General features: G+C 57.4%; 20 protein-coding genes. 9 read left to right on the forward strand and 11 right to left on the reverse strand.

What is annotated here, in order from left to right; genetic code table 11:
* The first annotated feature begins 142 nt into the window (after window positions 1-142).
* From IBT54_RS16420 to ftsP, 4 genes are all read left to right on the forward strand, one after another.
* Entirely contained in the window at window positions 143-907 is a 765-nt protein-coding gene (locus tag IBT54_RS16420) for a transporter substrate-binding domain-containing protein (RefSeq protein ID WP_095706662.1), read from the forward strand.
* A gap of 192 nt (window positions 908-1,099) precedes the next feature.
* Window positions 1,100-3,373 carry a DNA topoisomerase IV subunit A gene (gene parC, locus IBT54_RS16425; protein ID WP_013359047.1) on the forward strand — a complete coding sequence of 758 codons (2,274 nt, stop codon included), beginning with the start codon at window positions 1,100-1,102 and terminating at the stop codon, window positions 3,371-3,373.
* Window positions 3,374-3,418: 45 nt separating this feature from the next.
* The gene (locus tag IBT54_RS16430; protein ID WP_013359046.1) at window positions 3,419-4,156 is read left to right on the forward strand and encodes a 1-acylglycerol-3-phosphate O-acyltransferase; all 738 of its coding nucleotides are present in this window, start codon (window positions 3,419-3,421) and stop codon (window positions 4,154-4,156) included.
* Window positions 4,157-4,298: 142 nt separating this feature from the next.
* Window positions 4,299-5,729, forward strand: coding sequence for a cell division protein FtsP (ftsP, locus tag IBT54_RS16435; protein ID WP_013359045.1), 1,431 nt, complete (start codon window positions 4,299-4,301; stop codon window positions 5,727-5,729).
* A 74-nt stretch (window positions 5,730-5,803) separates the two neighbouring features.
* On the opposite strand, the gene dkgA is transcribed toward ftsP, so the two are convergent.
* Complete coding sequence (gene dkgA / locus IBT54_RS16440) at window positions 5,804-6,628, reverse strand: 2,5-didehydrogluconate reductase DkgA (RefSeq protein WP_013359044.1); 825 nt, start codon at window positions 6,626-6,628, stop codon at window positions 5,804-5,806.
* Between the two features lie 203 nt (window positions 6,629-6,831).
* Here dkgA and IBT54_RS16445 point away from each other — a divergent pair, with 203 nt between their 5' ends.
* On the forward strand, window positions 6,832-7,740 hold the full coding sequence (locus IBT54_RS16445; RefSeq protein WP_201252480.1) for an AraC family transcriptional regulator: 909 nt from the start codon (window positions 6,832-6,834) through the stop codon (window positions 7,738-7,740).
* Window positions 7,741-7,770: 30 nt separating this feature from the next.
* Here the strand turns inward: IBT54_RS16445 and IBT54_RS16450 are convergent, their stop codons facing one another.
* The 5 genes from IBT54_RS16450 to IBT54_RS16470 form a co-directional block, all read right to left on the reverse strand.
* Window positions 7,771-8,433, reverse strand: coding sequence for a DedA family protein (locus IBT54_RS16450; protein WP_033733897.1), 663 nt, complete (start codon window positions 8,431-8,433; stop codon window positions 7,771-7,773).
* Between the two features lie 175 nt (window positions 8,434-8,608).
* Window positions 8,609-9,799: a cystathionine beta-lyase gene (gene metC / locus IBT54_RS16455; protein WP_201252481.1), complete on the reverse strand. Its 1,191-nt coding sequence runs from the start codon at window positions 9,797-9,799 to the stop codon at window positions 8,609-8,611.
* A 133-nt stretch (window positions 9,800-9,932) separates the two neighbouring features.
* Complete coding sequence (locus tag IBT54_RS16460) at window positions 9,933-11,219, reverse strand: TRAP transporter large permease (protein WP_201252482.1); 1,287 nt, start codon at window positions 11,217-11,219, stop codon at window positions 9,933-9,935.
* A 14-nt stretch (window positions 11,220-11,233) separates the two neighbouring features.
* Window positions 11,234-11,740 carry a TRAP transporter small permease gene (locus tag IBT54_RS16465; RefSeq protein ID WP_013359039.1) on the reverse strand — a complete coding sequence of 169 codons (507 nt, stop codon included), beginning with the start codon at window positions 11,738-11,740 and terminating at the stop codon, window positions 11,234-11,236.
* A gap of 49 nt (window positions 11,741-11,789) precedes the next feature.
* A complete protein-coding gene (locus tag IBT54_RS16470; protein WP_201252483.1) occupies window positions 11,790-12,761 on the reverse strand; it encodes a TRAP transporter substrate-binding protein in 972 nt (323 codons plus the stop codon).
* 349 nt (window positions 12,762-13,110) lie between these two features.
* On the opposite strand from IBT54_RS16470, the gene exbB reads away from it, so the two are divergent.
* The 3 genes from exbB to IBT54_RS16485 all read left to right on the forward strand — a co-directional run bounded on the left by exbB (window position 13,111) and on the right by IBT54_RS16485 (window position 15,821).
* Window positions 13,111-13,833, forward strand: a complete 723-nt coding sequence (gene exbB / locus IBT54_RS16475; protein WP_201252491.1) for a tol-pal system-associated acyl-CoA thioesterase — start codon at window positions 13,111-13,113, stop codon at window positions 13,831-13,833.
* 6 nt (window positions 13,834-13,839) lie between these two features.
* Window positions 13,840-14,262: a TonB system transport protein ExbD gene (gene exbD, locus IBT54_RS16480; protein ID WP_013359036.1), complete on the forward strand. Its 423-nt coding sequence runs from the start codon at window positions 13,840-13,842 to the stop codon at window positions 14,260-14,262.
* Window positions 14,263-14,498: 236 nt separating this feature from the next.
* The gene (locus tag IBT54_RS16485; protein ID WP_201252484.1) at window positions 14,499-15,821 is read left to right on the forward strand and encodes an MFS transporter; all 1,323 of its coding nucleotides are present in this window, start codon (window positions 14,499-14,501) and stop codon (window positions 15,819-15,821) included.
* Here the strand turns inward: IBT54_RS16485 and IBT54_RS16490 are convergent.
* The 5 genes from IBT54_RS16490 to IBT54_RS16510 are packed head-to-tail and all read right to left on the reverse strand — an operon-like array spanning window position 15,818 to window position 21,075.
* Window positions 15,818-16,795, reverse strand: a complete 978-nt coding sequence (locus tag IBT54_RS16490; RefSeq protein WP_195857674.1) for a spore coat U domain-containing protein — start codon at window positions 16,793-16,795, stop codon at window positions 15,818-15,820. The genes IBT54_RS16485 and IBT54_RS16490 overlap by 4 nt on opposite strands.
* A complete protein-coding gene (locus tag IBT54_RS16495; RefSeq protein ID WP_195857675.1) occupies window positions 16,792-19,239 on the reverse strand; it encodes a fimbria/pilus outer membrane usher protein in 2,448 nt (815 codons plus the stop codon). The genes IBT54_RS16490 and IBT54_RS16495 overlap by 4 nt, the downstream gene beginning before the upstream one ends.
* Before the next feature lie 7 nt (window positions 19,240-19,246).
* On the reverse strand, window positions 19,247-19,942 hold the full coding sequence (locus IBT54_RS16500) for a molecular chaperone (RefSeq protein ID WP_147789801.1): 696 nt from the start codon (window positions 19,940-19,942) through the stop codon (window positions 19,247-19,249).
* Window positions 19,943-19,967: 25 nt separating this feature from the next.
* Window positions 19,968-20,483: a spore coat U domain-containing protein gene (locus IBT54_RS16505; RefSeq protein WP_013359031.1), complete on the reverse strand. Its 516-nt coding sequence runs from the start codon at window positions 20,481-20,483 to the stop codon at window positions 19,968-19,970.
* Between the two features lie 22 nt (window positions 20,484-20,505).
* Complete coding sequence (locus IBT54_RS16510; RefSeq protein WP_013359030.1) at window positions 20,506-21,075, reverse strand: spore coat protein U domain-containing protein; 570 nt, start codon at window positions 21,073-21,075, stop codon at window positions 20,506-20,508.
* 545 nt (window positions 21,076-21,620) lie between these two features.
* Between IBT54_RS16510 and IBT54_RS16515 the strand changes: the two genes are divergently transcribed.
* Window positions 21,621-23,702, forward strand: coding sequence for a bifunctional diguanylate cyclase/phosphodiesterase (locus IBT54_RS16515; protein ID WP_147789799.1), 2,082 nt, complete (start codon window positions 21,621-21,623; stop codon window positions 23,700-23,702).
* Window positions 23,703-23,808 lie beyond the last annotated feature (106 nt).

Raw genomic sequence — 23,808 nt, forward strand, 5'->3', positions numbered from 1 at the left:
ATGGCGCTCAGCTTACGCGCGCCGCAGCCGCAGAAAAATGCGAGGTTGATCACAACACTTTTGCTGTAGCAGCAACAATACGCCGGTTTATGGCACCATCGGTGGGCAAACTCACCATAAAAAATCATAGAAAATAATCAGAATGAAAAAATTAATCCTCGCTTTGCTGCTGGCCAGCGGTGCTGTCCATGCGCAGTCTCATCTCGACACCGTTCTCAGTTCTAAGACGCTCAAAGTCTGCACCACCGGCGATTACAAACCCTACAGCTATCTGCGACCCGATGGTCAGTATGAAGGGCTGGATATCAGCATGGCGAACGCGCTGGCGACGTCGCTTGGTGCGAAGGTGGAGTGGGTACAGACCAGCTGGAAAAACCTGATGCCAGACTTTCTGGCAAAGCAGTGTGACATCGCCGTTGGCGGCGTCTCCGTCACGCTGAAACGCCAGCAGACCGCCTGGTTCGCGCAGCCGCTGGACGTGGATGGCAAAATCCCGCTGGTGCGCTGCAGTGATAAAGAGCGCTTCCAGACCATCGAACAGCTCAACCGGCCTGATGTGCGGCTGATTGAACCGGCTGGCGGCACCAACGAAGCCTTTGTCCACAGCCATCTGCCAGAAGCCTCACTGACGCTATTCCACGATAACGTCACCATCTTTCAGCAGCTGGTCGATAACAAGGCGGATGTGATGATCACCGATGCCTCTGAAGCGCGTTTTCAGCAGCAGCATTACCCGACGCTGTGCGCGATCAATCCTGATAAACCGCTGCAGTATGGCGAGAAGGCTTACATGATCCCGCGTGACGACATCAGCTGGAAGCTCTATGTCGATCAGTGGGTGCATCTCAGCACCGCCACCGGTGAATATCGCGATATTGCCCGGCAGTGGATAGGGGCAAAGCCCTGATTCACTTCCGCAGAGAGGTCAGGGACTTGCCGGTCTGAATCCGGCGTGCCTCCGGCACATGAAATCGCCCGGCGGGACGCCTCTTGTCCCGTGCTTCCCCTGTGACTAACACCAGGGAATAAGGTACTATCCTCGCCAAACCACCGCCGGGTGTCCCGCCGTTGTGGGTCACGATGTGAGGATGAAAAATTCATGAGTGAACTGACGCAGGATGGTGCAGAGCGTCTTGCCCTGCATACCTTTACCGAAGATGCGTATTTAAAATATTCGATGTACGTCATCATGGACCGCGCGTTGCCTTATATCGGCGACGGGCTGAAGCCTGTACAGCGACGCATTATCTACGCCATGTCGGAACTGGGCCTCAATGCCAGCGCCAAATTTAAAAAATCGGCGCGTACCGTGGGTGACGTGCTGGGTAAATACCATCCGCACGGCGACAGCGCCTGCTATGAAGCAATGGTATTGATGGCGCAGCCGTTCTCCTATCGTTATCCGCTGGTCGACGGTCAGGGTAACTGGGGTGCGCCGGATGATCCTAAGTCGTTTGCAGCTATGCGTTACACCGAATCACGCCTGTCAAAATATGCCGAGCTGTTGTTAGGTGAGTTAGGCCAGGGAACGGTAGAATATCAGCCAAATTTTGACGGCACGCTGCAGGAGCCGAAAATTCTGCCAGCGCGTCTGCCCAATATTCTGCTCAATGGCACCACCGGTATTGCCGTAGGTATGGCGACCGATATTCCGCCGCACAATCTGCGCGAAGTCGCTCAGGCTGCCATTGCGCTGATTGACGCCCCGAAAACCACGCTGGAACAGCTGCTGGATATTGTTCAGGGGCCTGATTACCCGACCGAGGCTGAGATCATTACGCCGCGTGACGAAATCCGCAAAATTTATCAGACCGGGCGCGGCTCCATCCGCCAGCGTGCGGTATGGAAGAAAGAAGAGGGCGAGGTGGTTATCACCGCGCTGCCGCATCAGGTATCAGGTGCGCGCGTGCTGGAGCAGATTGCTAACCAGATGCGCAACAAAAAGCTGCCGATGGTGGAGGATCTGCGTGATGAATCAGATCACGAGAACCCGACCCGCCTGGTGATCGTGCCGCGCTCTAACCGCGTCGATCTCGATCAGGTGATGAACCATCTGTTCGCCACCACCGATCTGGAGAAGAGTTACCGCGTTAACCTCAATATGATCGGCCTGGATAACCGCCCGGCGGTGAAAAACCTGCACGAGATCCTGACCGAATGGCTGGTGTTCCGCCGCGACACGGTTAAACGTCGTCTGAACTACCGACTGGATCGCGTGCTGCGCCGCCTGCATATCCTGGAAGGTTTGCTGGTCGCATTCCTGAACATCGATGAAGTGATCGAGATCATCCGTACTGAGGATGAGCCGAAGCCGGTCCTGATGTCGCGTTTTGGCATCAGTGAAACGCAGGCCGAATCGATCCTTGAACTGAAGTTGCGCCACCTGGCAAAACTGGAAGAGATGAAGATCCGTGGCGAGCAGGCGGATCTGGAAAAAGAGCGCGATCAGCTGCAGGCGACGCTGGCGTCTGAACGCAAGATGAATACCCTGCTGAAAAAAGAGTTACAGGCTGACAGCGCCAGCTACGGCGACGAGCGTCGTTCGCCGCTCTGTGAGCGTGAAGAAGCCAAAGCCCTGAGCGAAACCGAGCTGGTGCCGTCTGAACCGGTCACCATTGTGCTGTCGCAGATGGGCTGGGTGCGCAGCGCTAAAGGCCACGATATCGATCCCGCCGGACTGAGCTACAAAGCGGGCGACAGCTATCTGGCTGCCGCACGCGGCAAGAGCAATCAGCCGGTGGCCTTTATCGACTCCACGGGCCGCAGCTATACGCTGGATCCGACATCGCTGCCTTCTGCGCGCGGACAGGGCGAGCCGCTGACCGGTAAGCTGACGCCACCGCCGGGTGCGGTGGTTGAACAGGTGCTGATGGAGCCAGATGACCAGCGTCTGCTGATGGCGTCTGATGCGGGCTACGGCTTTATCTGTACCTTTAGCGATCTGATATCGCGCAACCGCGCCGGTAAAGCGCTGCTGACGCTGCCCGACAATGCCCGCGTGATGACGCCAATGGCGGTGCATCATGAAGATGACATGCTGCTGGCGATTACCCAGGCGGGACGCATGCTGATGTTCCCGGTTGGCGAACTGCCGCAGATGTCGAAAGGCAAAGGCAACAAAATCATCTCCATCCCGTCAGCAGAAGCCGCCGCCGGTCAGGACAAACTGGCCTGGCTGATGATTCTGCCGCCGGGCAGCGCGATCACACTGCACGTGGGCAAGCGTAAAATGCTGCTGCGCAGTGAAGAGCTACAGAAATTCCGCGCCGATCGCGGACGTCGAGGCACGCTGTTACCGCGCGGCCTGCAAAAAATTGATCGTGTTGAACTGGATGCGCCTGCACGTCCGGCGAGCCCGGATAGCGAAGCGTAAACTACCCGGCTGACCCTGCGTCAGCCGTGGCTCAATGAGGGAACTATGTTACTGATTCTGCGTGCTATTATCGTCATCATTTATTCGATCCTGATCTGTATCTTTGGCTGTATCTGGTGTCTTTTTTCACCTCGCGATCCGCGCCACGTCGCCACTTTTGGCCATCTGTTCGGCAAATTGTCGACGGTATTTGGTCTTAAAGTCGATCTGCGCAGACCGGAAGGCGCGGAGAATTATGGTAATGCGATCTATATCGCCAACCATCAGAACAACTACGACATGGTCACCGCGGCCAAAATGGTGCAGCCCTATACGGTCACCGTGGGCAAGAAGAGCCTGCTGTGGGTGCCGTTTTTTGGCCTGCTCTACTGGCTGACCGGCAACCTGCTGATTGACCGCGATGACCGGGCGAAAGCGCGCGGCACCATCGGTGAGCTGGTGGATCAGTTTAACCGCAAGCGCATCTCTATCTGGATGTTCCCGGAAGGGACGCGCAGCCGTGGCCGTGGCCTGCTGCCGTTTAAAACCGGTGCCTTCCACGCTGCCGTGGCGGCGGGCGTGCCGATCATTCCGATTGTGGTCTCCAATACCCATGGCAAGATCGATCTCAATCGCTGGAACAACGGTCTGGTCATTGTTGAGATGCTGCCGCCGGTTGATGTAAAAGCATTCGAGTCTTCGTCGGTGCGTAAGCTGGCAACTCACTGCCGCGAACTGATGGCGGCGAAGCTGGAAGAGCTCAATGCCGAAGTCGCAGAACGCGAAAAAAACGGAAAAATCTGACCGGCGAGTCATTCGCCGAACTATCCTGCATGGATGCCGCGCGGCGAGCCTTATCCGGCTCGTCGTGAACGCAGCACAGCAAAAACAGATCAATAAAAACAGGGCAGGCGCTTAGCGCCACGCGTAAAGGGTCAGAAGTTTTATGTCTTTCAGCAGACGTCAGTTCATCCAGCTTTCTGCCGGAGCGGCGCTTAGCGCCAGTTTACTCCCTCATGCGGCACATGCCGCTTCTTCAGCTAATGGCGATACGCCACTTCCGGTTCCGCCGTTGCTGGAATCCCGTCGCGGCCAGCCGCTGTTCCTGACGATGCAGCGCAGCCACTGGTCATTTAATGGCGACAATAACAAAGTGCCGGTGTGGGGCATTAATGGCCTCTACCTTGGCCCGACCGTCCGGGTTTACAGCGGTGACGACGTTAAGCTGATCTACAGCAACCGGCTGAATGAGTCCGTCTCCATGACCGTCAGCGGTTTGCAGCTGCCGGGTGCGTTAATGGGTGGCGCGCCACGTATGATGTCGGCCGGTGTCGACTGGGCGCCGGTGCTGCCGATTCGTCAGGCAGCCTCAACCTGCTGGTATCACGCCAATACCCCAAACCGCATGGCGCCGCATATCTATAACGGTCTGGCGGGCATGTGGCTGGTGGAAGATGACATCGGCAAACAGCTGCCGCTGCCGAAGCATTACGGCGTCGATGACTTCCCCATCATCATTCAGGACAAGCGGCTCGATAACTTTGCCACGCCGGTCTATGACCCGCCGCAGGATGGTGGTTTCCTGGGTGATACGCTGCTGGTGAATGGGGTACGCAATCCTTATGTTGAGGTGTCACGCGGCTGGGTGCGCCTGCGTCTGCTGAACGCCTCGAATGCGCGACGCTATGAGATGGTGCTCAGCGACAATCGTCCGTTTATGGTGATTGCCAGCGATCAGGGCTATCTGCCTGCGCCGGTTGCGGTGCAGCGTCTGTCACTGGCGCCGGGCGAACGTCGTGAAGTGCTGGTGGATATGTCGCAGGGTGACGAAGTGTCGATTACTGCCGGAACGGCGGCAGGCATTATGGATCGGCTGCGAGGTTTCTTTGAGCCATCTTCTATTCTGACTTCCACCCTGATCCTGACGCTGCGCCCAACCGGCTTACTGCCGCTGGTGACGGATAATCTGCCGATGCGGCTGCTGGCCGACCAGATTCTGGATGGCGTGGCGGTGCGCACCCGTGAATTCCGCATCGGTGATAGCATGCCGGGCATCAACGGCGCGCTCTGGGATATGAACCGCATTGACACCACTGCGCAGCAGGGCACCTTTGAGCGCTGGATCCTGCACGCCGATCGGCCGCAGTCGCTGCATATTCAGGGCGTGATGTTCCTGATTAAAAGTGTGAATGGCGCACAACCGATGGGTGAAGATCGTGGCTGGAAAGATACGGTGTGGGTCGATGGCAGCGTGGAACTGATGGTCAGCTTCCCGCAAAGTTCGTCAGATCACTTCCCGTTTGTCTACCACAGTCAGACCCTGGAACTGGCCGATCGCGGTACGGCGGGTCAGCTGGTGGTGCAGCCCACGGCATAACAGCGCGGTCAGGCGAGAAGAACCCGTCTGACCGCGTTACTCTCTCAGCCCGGCAACGGCAGGGCTGAGGGTTTTTAGTTAAAGGTTTCCGGATCCGGTCCCAGACGATTGCCGCTGTCCAGTTTCGCAATATCACTCACTTCATGCTTATCCAGACGGAAGTCGAACACCTTAAAGTTCTCTTCGATACGCGCTGGCGTCACCGACTTCGGAATCACCACCAGACCGCTATCCAGATGCCAGCGGATCACGATCTGCGCCGGGGTCTTGCCATATTTCTTCGCCAGCGACTTGATGATCTCCTGGTCGAAGACCCCTTTGCCGCCCTGGGCCAGCGGACTCCAGGATTCGGTCTGGATCTGGTGCAGCGCGTTCCACGCATGCAGCGTGCGCTGTTGTAGCATCGGGTGCAGCTCAATCTGGTTCACGACCGGCGTCACACCGGTTTCATCCAGCAGACGCTTCAGGTGCGCTTCATGGAAGTTACAGACGCCGATGCTTTTGGTCAGCCCCTGCTGCTGCAGTTCGATCATCTTCTTCCAGGCATCAACGTAATGGTCTTTTTCCGGGCACGGCCAGTGCATCAGATAGAGATCGACCTGATCCAGTTTGAGTTTCTCCAGACTGGTTTCCATCGCCTGCTGAACATTCTGCTGATCGTCGTTCCACAGTTTGGTGGTCACGAAAATCTCTTCGCGCGGTACGTCGGTTTCCTGCAGAGCCTGGCCAATCGCCTCTTCATTCTTATAGGCGGCGGCGGTATCGATTGAGCGATAGCCGACCTCAAGCGCTTTCAGCACCGCATGACGCGCATCTTCGATGCTGGCCTGCCATACACCGAGTCCGAGTTGCGGCATCATATTGCCATCGCGCAGTTTGATAATGGGTTGGTCTGCCATAGTTGCTCCTTTCCGTTGCGGTTAACCCGTGAGAATTCACTGTGCTTAAGTCTAGCCAACAATTTTCAGCCTGCTCAGCGCCAGCAACAACAGCGAGTCTGCTCTTCTGCCCGATTCGGTAAATTTCTTGCCTGATTCTCCAGGCTGCTGGCGGTTCAGGCATTAGCACGGCACACTGGCTTTTTGCCCGTAAAGGAGTCGCTATGGCGCACGATGCACTGTGTCACCGGCTGGCACAGCAGGTAGTCACCTTAATGACCCATGGTCGCGACCGTCTTTGCCCGGTCGAAAATGTGTCGCTGATTTATGCTAATCAATATCGTCCCCGTACGCCGATGATGTATCAGCCCGGCATTGTCATCCTGTTTCAGGGCAGCAAAACCGGCTATCTCGGCAGCACCGTGTTTCAGTATGACGCCAGCAAATACCTGATGCTGACCGTGCCGCTGCCGGTGGAGTGCGAAACCTGGGCCTCGCCGGAGATCCCTATTGCCGGGCTGTGTCTCAGGGTTGATACCGCCAGCCTGCAGGATCTGCTGATTGAAATTGGCGACGACGATCAGTTTCAGCCGCAGCCGCAGACTTCGGGTATTCACTCGGCCTGGCTGACGGAACCGATGCTGTGCGCCGCGGAGCGACTGCTGGATGTGATGACCCAGTCGCGCGATGCGCGCGTGCTGGGGCCGCATATCGTGCGGGAAATTATCTACTATGTGCTGACCGGCCCGATTGGCGGCGCGCTGCTTTCGCTGGTGAGCCGACAGACGCAGTTCAGCCTCATCGCGCGCGCCCTGCGACGGATTGAGAATCACTATGCGGAAAACCTCAGCGTCGATGCGCTGGCCGCGGAAGTGAACATGAGCGTCTCAGCCTTTCACCATAACTTCAAAGCGGTGACGCAGACCTCGCCGTTACAGTATCTCAAGCGCTATCGCCTGCATCAGGCGCGACTGCTGATGCTGCACGATGGACTCAAGGCGAGTGCGGCGGCGGTGCGGGTGGGCTATGAAAGCCCTTCGCAATTTTCGCGGGAGTTTAAACGCTATTTCGGCGTGACGCCGGGGGAAGAGGTGAGTCGTGTCAGGCAGACGGTAGCGGATCCGTCCGCCTGAGTGGCGGCGGATCCGAAAGCCAGACGCGCGTCAGGCGCGTTTCTGGCGACGCTTTTTCCAGATCACCACAATGCTGCCGGACAGGCCAAGCACCAGTAGCACCATCGGCAGTATCATCAGAATCGCCATTACCTGATCTTCATGACGCTTGATAAACGGTACCTGGCTGATGCCATAACCAAAGGCAACCACAATGCCGACCCACAGCACGCCGCTGAGCCAGTTAAACAGCTGAAAGCGGCCATTCTGCAGGCCTGCAATGCCCGCCATGGTCGGCAGGATAGTGCGGATAAAGGCAAGAAAACGGCCGACCAGCAGCGCCATCAGCCCGTGACGGTTAAACATATTCCAGGCGCGCTGGTGATACTGTGCCGGCAGATGCATCAGCCAGCTTTTCACCAGTCGGGTATTCCCCAGCCAGCGGCCCTGCAGATAGCTCAGCCAGCAGCCGAGGCTGGCGGCGGTCGTGAGGATCACCATCGTCGGCACAAAATCCATCACGCCTTTAGCCACCATCGCTCCGGCCAGCAGCAGCAGGCTGTCGCCCGGCAGGAAAGAGGCGGGCAACAGACCATTTTCCAGAAACAGCGTCAGAAACATCACGCCGTACACCACCCACACTACATCCGGATTTGCCAGCGCGGCAAAATCCTGATGCCAGAGCGCCTGGACAATCTCGTGTAAAACACCCATTAGCGATTCCATCACGTCACAAGGAACAATCCGTCTGCGTTCAGGCAGCACGGCAATCTCACCGGTAAGCTGAACGATGCGGGATAAATTTTAACAACAAATGAGCCGGTGCCCGGCAAACTCTCCGGGCCGCCGCTACGTGGTTTATCTTCTGTTTACTTTCTGTTTATCTGACTTAGCGCATCAGGCGCGCAAAACCGGCTTCCAGGTCAGCCAGCAAATCATCAACGTGCTCCAGACCAATGTGCAGCCGCACCAGCGTGCCGGTGAAATCCACACCGCCCGCCGGTCGAATCTCAGCCAGCTCTTCCGGCTGATTCGCCAGGATCAGCGATTCATAGCCGCCCCAGGAGTAAGCCATGCTGAAATGATGGAAGTGATCGAGATATTCCGCCAGTTGGGGCGCGTCTAATTTTTCCTGCAGGATGAACGAGAACAGGCCGCTGCTGCCGTTAAAATCGCGCTGCCAGAATGCATGACCTTTGCTTTGCGCCAGCGCCGGGTGATTGACACGTGCCACTTCCGGGCGCGCCGCCAGCCACTCAGCCACCTGAATTGCGCTCTCTTCATGCTGACGCAGACGGGTGCCCAGTGTACGCAGACCGCGGCTCGCCATGTAGGCGGTATCGGCATCCACCATCTGGCCCATCAGATAAGAGTTCTCACGCAGCTGGTCGATACAGCGTGCATTGGCGACCGCCGTGCCGATCATCGCATCGCTGTGACCAATCAGATATTTGGTGCCAGCCTGAATCGAAATGTCGATGCCGTACGCCAGCGCGTTAAACAGAATACCGGCCGCCCAGGTGTTGTCGATCATGATGATCGCCTCGGGCGCTTTAGCGCGTACCGCTGCCACAATCGCCGGAATATCCTGAACTTCCATCGTGATTGAAGCGGGCGACTCCAGGAAGACAACACGGGTGTTGGGTTGCACCAGCTCACCGATTTCACTGCCGATGCAGTGATCGAACCAGCCCGTGGAAACCTGCAGCTTAGCGAGAATTTTAGTACAGAAGTCCTGCGTCGGTTCATAGACCGCACCGCTCATCAGTACGTGGTCGCCCGCCTCGACAAACGCCAGAATCGCGTTTGCCACGGCAGCCGCGCCGCAGGGATAGAGCACACAGCCCGCACCGCCTTCCAGCTCGGTCATCGCATCCTGTAGCGCAAAGTGCGTCAGGGTGCCGCGACGGCCATAAAAGAGTTCGCCTTTTGCCCGACCGGCGGTGGCGCGTTTCTTCTCCGCAACCGTATCAAAAACCAGCGAAGAGGCGCGCTGAATGACGCTGTTCACCGAGCCCTGGGTATAACGCTTGCTGCGTCCTGCACTGACGAGCGTGGTATCAATTTTTCTGGTGGTCATGAGTCGCCTTTACCGCTTCAGACTAAGTCCTCACGTTATCACGAAACGGCCAGCAGGGTTGAGACTCAATGGTGATTATCAGAGTGCGTCGCAGGAAAAAAACCGGCCCGCGAGCGGGCCGGTTTTCATTGCCTTACATCACGCCCATCAGGCGCGGCAACCAGAGTGAAATAGCGGGAATATAGGTAATCAGCATCAGCACCAGGAACAGCATGCCGTAGAACGGCAGCATCGCCCCGACGACCTGCTCAATCTTCTGCTTACTCACCGCGCTGGCCACAAACAGCACGGTGCCGACCGGCGGCGTAATCAGCCCGATGCCCAGGTTCGTCAGCATGATCATGCCAAAGTGAACCGGATCGACCCCCAGCGCGGTGGCTACCGGCAGCAGCACCGGCGTCAGGATCAGAATCAGCGGCGCCATATCCATCAGCGTGCCCACCACCAGCAGCAGGATGTTGATACACATCAGGATCACATATTTGTTATCGGAGAGGCTGGTGAACGCTTCGGTAATAATGGTTGGCAGCTGCATAAAGGTCATTACCGCGCCAAACCCGGCCGCGAAAGCGATCAGCACCATTACGATGGTGACGGTTTTAATGGTGCGGAACAGCAGGATATGCAGCTGACTCCATTTAAAGTCGCGATAGATAAACATGGTGACGAAGAACGCCCAGATACAGGCAATCGCAGCGGACTCCGAGGCGGTAAAGATGCCGGAGAGGATCCCCCCCATGATGATCACGACGGTAAACAGCCCCCAGAACGCGTCGAAGAAAATCTTCAGCGCCTGACGAAACGGAATACGCTCGCCTTTGGGGTAGCCGCGTTTACGGGCAAAGCCCAGACACATCACCATCAGGCAGGCCCCCAGCAGCAGGCCAGGAAAAATCCCGGCGACAAACAGCGAGGAGATAGTCACCATGCCGCCGGTCGCCAGCGAGTAAATCACCGAGTTGTGGCTGGGGGGCGTCAGCACCGCCTGAACGGAGCCGCTGGCGGTTACGGCCGCCGCAAAGTCACGCGGATAGCCTTTCTCCTCCATCTGCGGAATCATCACCGAACCAATCGAGGCGGTATCGGCTACCGACGATCCGGAGATAGCGCCAAAAAAGGTTGAAGCGACGATATTAACCAGCGACAGCCCGCCGCGAATAAAACCGACAAAGATATAGGCGAAGTTGACCAGGCGACGGGCAATGCCGCCCTCTGCCATAATCGCGCCAGCGAGGATAAAGAACGGAATGGTCAGCAGCGAAAATTTGTTAATTCCGTTGGTCACCTGAATCACCACCGCTTCCAGCGGCAGATCGATCCACCAGGCCCCGATAAAGGCGCTCAGTCCCACCGCAAAGGCGACCGGAAAACCCACCATCAGCAACACCAGCAAACTGCCTATCAAGATCAATGCATTCATTTTTCTGCTCCGCGTTAGTGGGTGCCGCCCAGCGTGACAATCGGCCGCTGGCTCTGATCGCCGCTCAGCAGACGCTCAATAACAAACAGCAGGGTGAAAATTGCACCAATCGGGATCGGCAGATACATCTCGCCGTAGGTCACTGCCGGGAGTGAGGCGAGGGTCTGCACCCACATCGCTTCGCACAGGCTGTAACTGGCCTGGAAGATCACCAGACAGGTGACGATCATCAGCAGATCGCTGACGCGCAGCATCAGGCGCTGCCGGGCAGGCGACAGGCGGTCAGTGACCATCGATACGCAGATATGGGTTCCGGCGCGCAGACCCACCGGTGCGCCAATAAAGGTAAAAATAATCATGCAGATAATGGCAACCGGCTCCGGCCAGGAGAGCGCGCCGTTCATCACGTAACGGGCGAAGATCCCAATCGGGATTACCGTCACCATGATCAACAGCGCCACGGCGGCCACCAGCATGCAGAGCAGATAAAGCCCATCCATCAGACGCGTATAAGCAGACATAATTGATACCTGATTAAATACGCCACACGGCAGCGCGGCGCGGGAAGGGTTATTTCACCTCAGCGATCCGGGTCATCAGATCCTGATATTTGCCGCCAAACTGATCGCGTACTGGCTGAGTCGCTTTGACGAAATAGTCGCGGTCGGTCTGCTGGAAGGTGACGCCGCCCGCCTTCATTTTGGCGATCGACGCTTCGGTATAGGTCGCCCAGAGCTGGCGCTCCTCATCCTGTGCCTCTTTGCCAAGCTTTTTCAGCAGCGCCTGTTCCTCAGGCTTAAGGCGATCCCAGGCGCGTTTTGAAAACAGGATCATCTCTGGCTGGATAAAGTGGCCGCTGAGGGTGTAATACTTCGCGACCGGCATATAGTTATGGGCGACAAAGGTTGGTGGGTTGTTTTCGGTGCCATCAACCACGCCGGTCTGCATCGCACTGAACACTTCACTGACGCCCATCGCCACCGGATTGGCGCCCATCGCTTTCAGGGTTGCCAGCGAGATGGCGCTGTTCTGCACCCGGATTTTCATGCCCCTGAGATCGTCCGGCTTCACCAGTGGCTTCTTGGTGATCATGTTGCGCTCACCGGCATCGGTCCAGCCCAGGAACACCATGCGGGCGTTGGGATCGTTATCGAATTTGTCGGCAATCTCGCGGCCTATATCGCCATCCAGCACGTTGTGCATGTGGTCAACGTCGCGGAAAATGTAGGGCAGGGTCAGCACGCTGGTTTCCGGGGCAATCGAGGTGACCGGGGCCAGCGAGACGCGGATCATATCGATAGCCCCCAGCTGCACCTGTTGCAGCGTCTGATCTTCATCACCCAGCACGCCACCGGCGTAGAGCTTCATCTCCAGCCGTCCATCGGTGGCCTGTTTCAGTTTGTCGCCCATGTGTTGCAGAGCGACCACGGTGGGATAACCCGCAGGCTGCACTTCAGCCACTTTAATCACCTGTGCCGTGGCGGTGGCACTCGCTATCATCGCTGCCAGGGCACTGGCCACGCATGTTTTCATCATTCTCATTATATTGTCTCCCGCAGAGGTAAGACGGCCTGCGGTCAGGGCTAACCGCAGAGGGCCGTAAGGAGCCAGCATAGTGAAAACGTGTCTGAGTAAAATGCAGCAATGCTGATTGAATGAATTCCATCACATTTTGAAACGTTGTTTTAATAAATTTTCATGCGGCTTCACATTTTAGAAACATCCTCACAAACCGTGCCTGAACCTGCTCAACATCAGGTCAATAGCGCGGATCAGCTTTGTAAATAGTAATGAGAACGACTATCAATTCGCCGCCATTTTGCTATTATTTGCGCTTGTTTCGCATCCCTGAATCAGAAGTTGGAGAAGCAGCGTGGTAGCCAGTGATTTGATGCAAACGGACCTCTCCGTTTGGGGCATGTATCAACATGCCGATATCGTGGTAAAGGTGGTCATGATTGGCCTGTTATTGGCCTCAGTGGTGACCTGGGCGATCTTCTTCGGCAAATATGCCGAACTCAGCGCGGCTAAGCGTCGCCTGAAGCGTGAGCAACTGGCACTGGGCGAAGCCCGCAATCTGAATGACGCCGCTCGCATTGCCAAAGTCTTTACCGGGCACAGCCACTCTGTGGTGCTGTTGAACGATGCGCAGAATGAACTTGAACTGTCGGCTGGCGTGGAAGATACCAACGGCATTAAAGATCGCACCAGTTTCCGCCTTGAGCGCCGCGTAGCCGCCTTCAGCCGTCATGCGGGTCGTGGCAACGGTTTCCTGGCGACCATCGGGTCTGTCGCTCCGTTTATCGGCCTGTTCGGCACCGTCTGGGGCATCATGAACAGCTTTATCGGCATCGCGAAAACCCAGACCACCAACCTTGCGGTGGTGGCACCGGGTATTGCCGAAGCGCTGCTGGCGACCGCGATTGGTCTGGTTGCTGCGATCCCGGCCGTCGTCATCTATAACGTTTTTGCCCGCATGATTGCCAACTACAAAGCCTCGCTGGGTGATGTCGCCGCGCAGGTGATGCTGCTGCAGAGTCGTGATATCGATCTGGGCACCGTCGCCACAGAGGTTCCGCGTCCTGCGACCGCCCAGAAACTGCGCTTAGGGTAAGTTGTTATGGCCATGCGATTAAACGACGATCTGGAAACCGATGGTGAAATGCATGAGATCAACGTGACGCCGTTTATCGACGTCATGCTGGTGCTGCTAATCATCTTTATGGTGGCCGCGCCACTGGCTACGGTCGATGTGCGCGTTAATCTGCCTGCTTCCACCAGCGCGCCGCAACCGCGTCCGGAAAAGCCGGTCTATCTGTCGATTAAAGCAGATAAACAGCTTTACGTGGGTAACGATCAGGTCACCCCGGACTCGCTGGTTAACGTGCTGACCAGCCAGACGCAGGGCAACAAAGAGACCACCATTTTCTTCCAGGCTGACAAGTCGGTAGATTATGAAACGCTGATGAGCGTCATGGATAAGCTGCGCACGGCGGGCTATCTGAAAATCGGCCTGATGGGCATGGAAACCGTGAAGAAATAGCGGGTTATCCGGCAACATGAAAAGGCGACTGTTAAGGTCGCCTTTTTTTATGGCGACTCTTCAGCCAGATAAAATCAGGCAGATCAGCCGCCTGGCGGATCACTTATGCTGGCTGATCTGAATTGTTAATTGGTTGTTACTTATGTACACAGAATTGTAAAGTGCAATGGTGAGCCAGGTCACATTAATCTCGCCTCAGGCAGGCTAAAACGGCTAAAAAACAACAGGAAGCCGTTATGAGTCACACCTCGTCTTTACAAAAGCCGCCGAAAAGTGCTGCCCGAACCATCTTTAACGTCACCAGTGGTAACTTTCTGGAGATGTACGATTTTATGGTGTTTGGCTATTACGCCACCGCCATCGCCAAAACCTTCTTTCCCGGTGATGACCCGTTTGCTTCCCTGATGCTCACCCTGATGACCTTTGGTGCCGGCTTCCTGATGCGCCCGCTGGGGGCGATCATTCTGGGTGCCTACATCGACCATCATGGTCGTCGTAAAGGCTTATTACTGACGCTGGGCTTAATGGCGATAGGTACCCTGACCATTGCGCTGGTGCCAGGCTACGCCACGCTGGGCGCGGCGGCACCGATTCTGATTCTGCTGGGACGCCTGTTGCAGGGCTTTTCTGCAGGCGTCGAGCTGGGTGGCGTATCGGTCTATCTGGCGGAAGTCGCGCCGAAAGGTCGCAAAGGCTTTTTCGTCAGCTGGCAATCAGGCAGTCAGCAGATTGCGGTGATTTTTGCCGCCCTGCTGGGCCTGATGCTCAATCATCTGCTGGCGAAAGAGGCGGTGACGGAGTGGGGCTGGCGTATCCCGTTTGTGGTCGGCTGCCTGATTGTGCCGTTCCTGTTCTACATTCGCCGGATGCTGGAAGAGACCGAAGCGTTCAGCAAACGTAAACATCATCCGAGCATGACGGAAATTATGCGGTCAGTTGCCAGCAACTGGGCACTGGTGCTGGCGGGTATGCTGATGGTGGTCACCACTACGGTGATGTTCTACATGATCACTGCCTTTACCCCGACCTTTGGTAAAACCGTGCTGATGATGAGCGATAAGCAGGCGTTTCTGGTCACCCTCTGCGTGGGTGTCTCAAACCTGTTCTGGCTGCCGCTGATGGGCGCGCTGTCGGACCGCGTCGGTCGCCGTCCGCTGCTGATCATTTTTACCCTGCTGATGATTGTGACCACCTGGCCGGTGTTGCACTGGCTGGTGGGATCGGCCAGCTTTGCTCATCTGCTGGAAGCGGAACTGTGGCTGTCGTTTCTTTATGCCAGTTACAACGGGGCAATGGTGGTGTATCTGGCGGAGATTATGCCTGCTGAGGTGCGCGCCGCCGGTTTCTCTATGGCCTACAGTCTGGCGACGGCGCTGTTTGGCGGCTTCACGCCTGCCATCTCCAGCTATCTGATCCACGCCACCGGTGATAAGGCGATGCCGGGCGTCTGGCTGACCTTTGCTGCCGTCTGCGGGCTGATCGGTACACTGTTGATTGGCCGGATGGTGAAACAGTATCAGTTGCGCCACAGCGCGACGCCGGCCAGCGCTTCCCTTTAAAAAGACAAATCGACCACCACGCTGTCGCTGTAGTTACCGGCAGGCGGCGTGTTCTGCGTGGTCAGGATGCGCGCGGTGTAGTTAAAGCCGCGCGTCAGTCCATCCGTAGATACCGCCGTCGAGGTGGTACTGCTCCAGCGTTCCGTACCTGCCGGGCCCCAGCGATTGCTGGTGGTACTCTTATAAATCTCATAGCTCAGCCGATTCGTCCCGCTCGCCATATTCCTGACGCTGCTCACCGCATAGCTGCCATTGCTCAGTCCGACGGTATAGGTGCTGCCTTTACTGCACAATACATTGATGGTCTGCGAGACGGCGGAAAAGCTGCCCACCAGCGGCGCGCTGCCAAAGCTGATATTGGGCGAGGTAATCGTCGTGCAGTCATTGGTCAGGATAGCGGTGATGTTAATCGGGATTACGCCGCTGCCGGTCTGCTCACTTAAGCAAAGGTTGCCCACGCCGACGCTGGTGCAGATGCGATAAGTCACCGCCATGTTCAGCGTCACCTGATAGGTTCCGGCGGCAACCACCTGACCGGGAACGGTGCGCAGATAGACCGGAATGGCGAAGTTAAGGCTGCCCAGCAATCCCGCCAGGTTAATCAGCGTTTGTGAGCCATAGACAAAGGGCGTGCCACCGATGGTCAGTTCGGTGGCGCAGGCACTATCGGTGCAGAGTTGCACCGGCACATTATCGCTGCCGGTGTCACCGCTACGCTTGAGGATACCGCGCGTACCGCTGACAGTGGTTGCGCCGGTCAGCTGAAAGGTTATCTGGTTATTGCCGAGCAGCGACAGCGACGAGCCGGAGCCACAGTTGACGTTGGCGTTGGTGGTGACCGAGCTGACGGTGGTATTCGCCACAAAGGTGGTGACCGAACCAAAGCTTGCCGTGGAGGCGGGCAGGGTACAGGCGGCGTAGCTCAGTGACGGCAGTAGCAGCAACAGGCCAGCCAGTAACAGCGATCTCATCATAGTGGATTTCCGGACGTAAAAGGTTCAGCAGGCGCGGCGGCGCTGCCTGCAACAGGAGCCGGCAGCGCGCAGGTCAGAGGGCCATAGGTTTTCAGCGCCTGCGGCTGACCGCTGGCGATATGCAATTCGGTTTCGCAGCGTCGACCATCTGGCGTCACTACCTCGATCGGATTGCTGGCGGTAAGATCTTCCATCCAGACGATGCCATCCCAGCCGACATATCCGGTGGGATGGTCAGGACGCTGCACCAGGCTTGAGACCGGCAGCGGCTGGCCCTGCGCATCGACCAGGATCACGCTGGCGGCGCGCAGTTTCTCCACCGGGAAGTTGAGCAGGTAGCCGCTCTGACGTTTTACCGCGAAGCGCTGCTCAACCTGCGGCGTGGTCATATCGGCGGGCAGGTCGAGGGTGTCGATATCATATTTGGCCGGATAGTAGCTGCTGATGGCGGGCACCAGCAGATAGCCCTGTTGATTGGTGCGTCCCATCGACTGATTTTCGTAGCGCACGTTCACGTCGGGATAGCTTGTTTTCACCAGCACAAAGGCGTCGTTGATGGCGTTAGCGGCAAAGACGCTGTTATCCATTAATACCAGCGCACCGGAGAGATCGGCCCATTGCGTGAGGTTGTCATCATCGCCATAAAAACCGCCGGAGGTATCAATCTGGTTATTGCGATAGCGCAGACTGCCCTGACGATAATCGCCGCTGTCACCGCTCTGATTCGCCCATGAGGCATCCCAGGCGAACCCGCCGTCGCTGGGCATGGCGCTGGAGGCGTAGATACGCTGGCTGTCGCGACCGCGCTGATCGCGTTCGGTGCTGATGGCCGCGCTACCCTGTTCACCAAACGGGATCACCAGCGAGAGGGCACCGGTCCAGCTCTTCTCCTGCTGATCGCGGCTGGCAGAGACATAGAGGCTGCTGTTACCCCACAGGTTTTTACTCCATGAGAGGTTCCACAGGCGGGTGCGGTCGCCCTGGCCGTCGGTGATATCGATGAAAGCGGCACCGACGCTGCCAAACTGGTTCAGCGAGACGCTGGCGCTGTACTGCGCACTCCGGCGCGACAGCGCGTAACGGCTATCCGCCTGGCTTCCGGCTCGGCTGCCGACCAGCGCCAGATTGCCGAAGTCGCTGCTGCGCTGGGTCTGCTGCGTGCCGATGTTGAACCAGCTATTGTTGTACTGATAACCCCAGCTGTATTGCCTGCCGCTCTCGCCCTCAAGCTGACTCTGCGCTACCGCGCCGTTGACCACGCCCCAGCTGCCGACGCGCAGCTGACCGCCCAGCCCGCCCATCGCCAGGCTTTCGCTGCCTTCAGCGTGACTCTCCAGCGTCAGCCAGTCGGTCATGCCATATCGGTAAGAACCGCTGGCGGCGGCCTGCCCATAATCGAAGTTTTTTATGCCGTAGTTCTCGCGGATCGCGCCAGCGGAAAAGGCATAATCCGACAGGCCCGACTTCAGCAGATTACTGGAGACGTAAAACGGCATGGTGGTAGTGACGCGACGGCCCACCGCATCGGTGGTGGTGATCACCGCGTCACCCGCGCCGTTAACAAACGGCACATTGGTCATCGACCAGGGGCCTGGCTGCACATTTTCCTGGCTGGAACGATAGCCGTTGATAAAGAGATCAACGGTGGAGGGAACAGCTGCCTGGCCGGAAAAAGCGGGCAGCGGATAGGTCACCAGATCGGGACGGACGCTGAAGTCGCGGCCGACGCGGATGCCGCCAAGCCGCACGCTGCTGCTCCACGCCAGCGAATCGGTGACCAGATCGCCAACCCGCCAGCTTACCGCCGTGTTCTCATCTTCATTGCTCCACCAGCTGTCGTAGCGGATGTAGCCATCGTTCTGATAAGTCTTGCTGCCCTCCAGCTGTTGCTGCCAGACACCGTTAGTGGAGACGTGTCCGGTCTCACCAAACATCCGCAGTTCATGTCCGGCGGCAAGGCGGGTGCCGCTGTTATCGGTGCGGCTGGCGTAAAGATCGTAGTTAATCAGCGCACCGCTGCTGGTGCGGCCTGGATAACGCGGTCCGTTCTTTGCCTCACCAATGACCTGACCGGGCAGCCAGTCAGGCGGCACGGTCAGCAGCAGGCGCTGCCGCGCAGCGTCATACTCCACGCTGATGGATGGCAGGCTGCTGACATCAATCTCTGGCTGCTGGCCCAGCTTAGCCGGTGGCAGACCGGCACGCCGCAGATCGCCGCTGCGCAGCCAGAAATGACCGTTGCGCTGCTCCACCGCCACAATGTTGCCATTCGCCTGCTGGTTAATCACCAGCTCCAGCATATAACGCTGACCGCTGCCGGTGCTCTGCAGGCTGGGCGGCGGGGGCAGGGATGAGTAAGTCTCCGCCAGTACCGGATCCGGCGTAAGCGTGTAAATCACGCTGGCCACCGCCAGCGCGCAGGGATGCAGGGAAAAGGGTCTCATTCAGCGCTTACTTCTGAGCAGCGCTGCGCCACTGGCTTTTGTTCACGTCAGCGGTAAGTTCGCCCCCCACTGGCGAGGTGAGCGGCCAGCGATGCGTGCTGTCTGCCAGCACATAGCCGTATAAGCCTTCGCCCAGTTTGCGACCGCCAATCGCCACATTGCTGAGCCGGGCGTGGCCGTTGCCGCTGTTGGTCAGCTGAAGCCAGCGCTTGCCGCCCTCGCTGATCTGTTGCCAGCGCAGAGCAGGGCGGGCGCTGTCGGTGGAGAGCCCGGTACCATACACAAACAGCGGCACCGAATAGCGCATCTGAAAGGTCAGCCCGGCCTGATTCTCGCCAGGATTGTTCGGCGTCGGGATCTCATCCAGCACCACCCGATAGGCCAGCTCTTTACCGGCCGCCGGGGGCGTCTGTTTAATCAGCCTGACCAGCTGTTTCTGGCCCGGCTCCATTCGTACCATCGGCGGGCTGGCGACCACCTGCTGCTGGGTCTGATACTGCTCCTGACTGTTAATCTGCTGCCAGCTGAAAACCCGGATCTGCATCATGGTCGTACTGTTACCGCGATTCTCCAGCCAGAGTTCGCTGGCTTTCTCTTCAGGGTTAATGGCGGGGTCGATAGGCCAGATCATCACCGAGTTAGCGGCGAAGGCCGGAGAGAGCAGGGTGGGACTCAGCAGCAGCAGGGCGCGCAGTGGCTTCATGATCATATCCTTGTTTTCTATCGCCTCACCAGCTCAGGGTGACGGTCAGCGTGTCGGTATAGACGCCGGCGCGCGCAGTGCCGGGCAGTTGTAGCTGGCCATAGATCGGCAGCGTAATGTTATTGGCATTGCTATAGCTCAGCGACACCGCCTGGTTTACCGGGATGACCGTGGTGCGGCTGGCGTTGCTAAAGAGCGTATAGGGAACGGTATTGGTGAAATTGGGCAGCTTCAGATTACGGGTCGTCGTGAAGTTGCTGCCCTGATTGATGCTCATGCTCAGCGTGGTGCCTGGCGTACAGGCAAGGTTAATGGAAGTGCTCTGCACGAAGCTGGCGTTGACGGTGCTGGTCGCCACACCAGACTGCGTGCCGAAATCAAGCGTGCCGAAAACGCCGGTATTGGTACCGGATATCACGCAGCCTGCCACAATCGACGCCGTAACCTGGAAAGTGCTGGTAGGCAGACTCCAGGCGTTAACGCTCCCTATCAGCAGAGGCAGACCGCGTGCGATCGTCAGGCAGGCTCGCCAGAGAACCACCTTTATTTACCTGCGAGAGCAGTTAATAGTTCACGGCAACGTTGATCGTATCGGTATAGGTTCCGGCAGGGATCAGGGGGTTAAAGCCGCCGCCGACCACCCGGCCATAAATGGCGTAGTTGGTTCCCCGCGTCGGATCCGTCGTACCACTGGAGGCGATCGGCGTATTGTTGGCGATAGCCGTGGTGAAGGAGGCGTCACTGTAGAGGGTATAGGCGATACCCTGCGCATTATTCGATCCCAGAATCAGATAACGCGGCGAGGTAGAGGCAGTGCCATAGATAGTAGCTGGCGCAGCATTGCTGCTGGTCACCACCACGTTGTAATCCTGACCGGTGGTGCAGCGCACAAAAATACCGTTACCGGCTGCACCGACCAGGGTGGCGTTCAGGGTATCAAAGGTGGCGGCGCTGCTACCAAAGTTCAGGGTACCAAAGTTAACGCCCGCCGTGGCTGACTGTCCGTTTACCAGACAACCGGTGGTCAGTGTTAACGTGGCATTGATGGTTCCTGAGGTCGTAGCCGCCTGGGTTAATGATGGAACAGCAACAGTTAATCCTGCAGCGGCAAACAGAAAAAGCTTGAGTTTCATAATATTTCCTTACGGATTATCGAGAGTCAGTGCTTTTTCACCCGGTGTTTATTAACGATTCAACCCAAAGTAAGGAAATAAAAATAACAAGTCCGGCAGCGCCGTAGTCCTAAGAAAAATCTCAGACTTAAGAATGATGATTTATATCAGTTTTATTTACTATAGATCAGTTAAAGCGTTACGCGAAGTGCGGCTGTTTATTTTTCGTTAATCAAATGGTCTTTCTGGCCGATAACCCAGTTACAGCAAGGCGTAAAAGCGAGACGGCAAAACAAAATCCCTTGTTTTTTCGGCCTCTGGTATGCTTTCTGCTTCGGTGATATGTTCCTGTACCAATCAGACATAATAACGATTTACCGCCAGAGACAGCAGGCGGTTAATAAGATGCAGGTCACAAATGGCCCTGCGTTTATGGGCCTGTTTTGCCCGGTCTTCAGGGCCAGTAAATACTGAAGTTAATTAACTTTCACCCATTGGGTGTTTTTAAAATTACTTTTCTGACTTTACACAGCACCTGCTTTTCTGCGGGTGGTGAGGAGTTGTACATGTTGCTTGTCACCTGGGATAGCGTGCTGATCTGCGTTTCGCTGCTCGTGGCGTTTATTGCCTCTTTTACAGCGCTGGACACTGCCGGACGGGTGGCGGTCTCCCATGGCTGGAGCGCGCGGTTCTGGCTGCTGGTGGGCGGCACGGCAATGGGGATTGGCATCTGGGCCATGCATTTTATCGGGATGCTGGCAATGATGATGCCGATGACGATGCGCTATGACACGCGGCTGACGATCCTCTCGCTGCTGGTGGCGATCCTGGCGTCAATATTCGCCTTCGGCCAGACGGTTGGCGGCCTGCATCTCACCCGTCAGCGGCTGCTGCGCGGCACGCTGATCCTGGGCGCGGGCGTGGTGGTGATGCACTATTTTGGTATGTCGGCCCTGCTGATTGATCCGCAACCTGAGTGGAATACGCTGCTGGTGGCGCTCTCGGTGCTGATTGCGTTCGTCGCCTCGGGCGTGGCGCTGTGGCTGGCGTTTCATCTGCGGCAGGGTGACCATCATCTGCTGCTGATGCGTGGGCTGGCCTCAATAGTGATGGGGATCGCGATTGCAGGCATGCACTATGTGGGCATGGCGGCGGCGGCGTTCAGCCACGACAGCACAATGCTACCGCACGGCGTCAGTAATCCGGGACTGGCGGTATGGGTCTCGCTGATTACGCTGAGTATTCTGGGGATCACCCTGCTGAGTTCGATGCTGGACGCTCAGGTGCGCGCCGCGCGGCTGGCAACCCGGCTCAATCGCGCTAACCAGGAGCTGCGTCAGCTGGCGATGCATGACAACCTGACGGCGCTGCCCAACCGGGTGATGCTGGAGCAGCAGCTTGATCTCGCCATCAAACAGGCGACGCTGAATGAAGATCGCTTTGCCGTGATCTATATGGATCTGGACGGCTTCAAGGCGGTCAATGACACCTGGGGACATCACGTCGGTGACCGGCTACTGGTGGCAGTGGCGGAACGGCTACGCAGTCAGCTCAGTAACACCATGCTGCTGGTGCGGCTGGGCGGGGATGAGTTTGTGCTGATGGCGGAGTGTGATATCAGCCCGGCCCGGCAGCTGGCGCAAAAACTGGTGAAAGTAATCGGTTCGCCGTTTGAACTTGACCGCTATGTACTGCACGTTTCACTCAGTGCCGGTATTGCGATCTTTCCACTGCATGGCCGCAGCCGGCAGGAGCTGTTGTTTAATGCCGACGCGGCGATGTACCACACCAAACACAGTGGGCGAAACGGCTGGTGCCTGTTTGAGCCCGCCATGAGCGCGGCAACGCAGCATCAGCTGGAGCTGGCCAACGATCTGTGGGAAGCGATCGATCGCCAGCAGATGCGGCTATTCTATCAGCCCAAATTCCGTTCCGGCGGCACACGATTAATGGGATTTGAAGCGCTGCTGCGCTGGCAGCATCCGCAGCGTGGTCTGCTGACGCCTGAGCTGTTTTTGCCGCGCGCCGAAAAAACCGGTCAGATTGTGGCGCTGGGCAACTGGGTGATTGAGGAGGCGTGCCGTCAGTTAAGGATCTGGCACAGCCAGGGACACAGCGACTGGACGGTCTCGGTGAATCTCTCGGCATTGCAGTTTCACCAGCGTGATCTCCTCAGCACGCTGACCGGGACGCTGGCGCGTTACCAGCTGTCAGGGAGCGCGCTGATGCTGGAGATCACCGAAACGATTGCCATGCGCGACCCTGTTTTCAGCCAGCAGCGGATTCGGGAGTTGCAGCAGGCAGGCGTCAGCGTCGCCATTGATAACTTCGGTATCGGCTATGCCAACCTGTTGCATCTTAAGCATCTGGATGCCAGTGAACTTAAAATTGATCGCAGCTTTATCAACTGCCTGCGACCTGGCAGCGAAGATGCGACCGTGGTCAGCGCCATGCTGACGCTGGCGCAGAGTCTCAACCTGCGCATGGTAGCGGAAGGCGTTGAGACGGAAGAGCAGCAGCATCTGCTCACCAGCTTAGGCTTTGATGCATTGCAGGGATATCTGCTGGGCAAGCCAACGCCTCCGGATCGGGTTGACGCGTTCAGTTTTCCCGCACTGCGGCAGCCGGTGTCGTCGGTTTCTGGCTGAAGCTGACGATAGATTTCATCACTCAGAATGAGTGGAAAGGATGCAGGGTTCGCGGCTCATTAACCGCCGGGCTATGCCGATAACTCATACAAATTTAAAAAAACCT

It is taken from the genome of Pantoea sp. S62, from assembly GCF_016658625.1.
Taxonomy (GTDB): Bacteria; Pseudomonadota; Gammaproteobacteria; order Enterobacterales; family Enterobacteriaceae; genus Pantoea; species Pantoea vagans.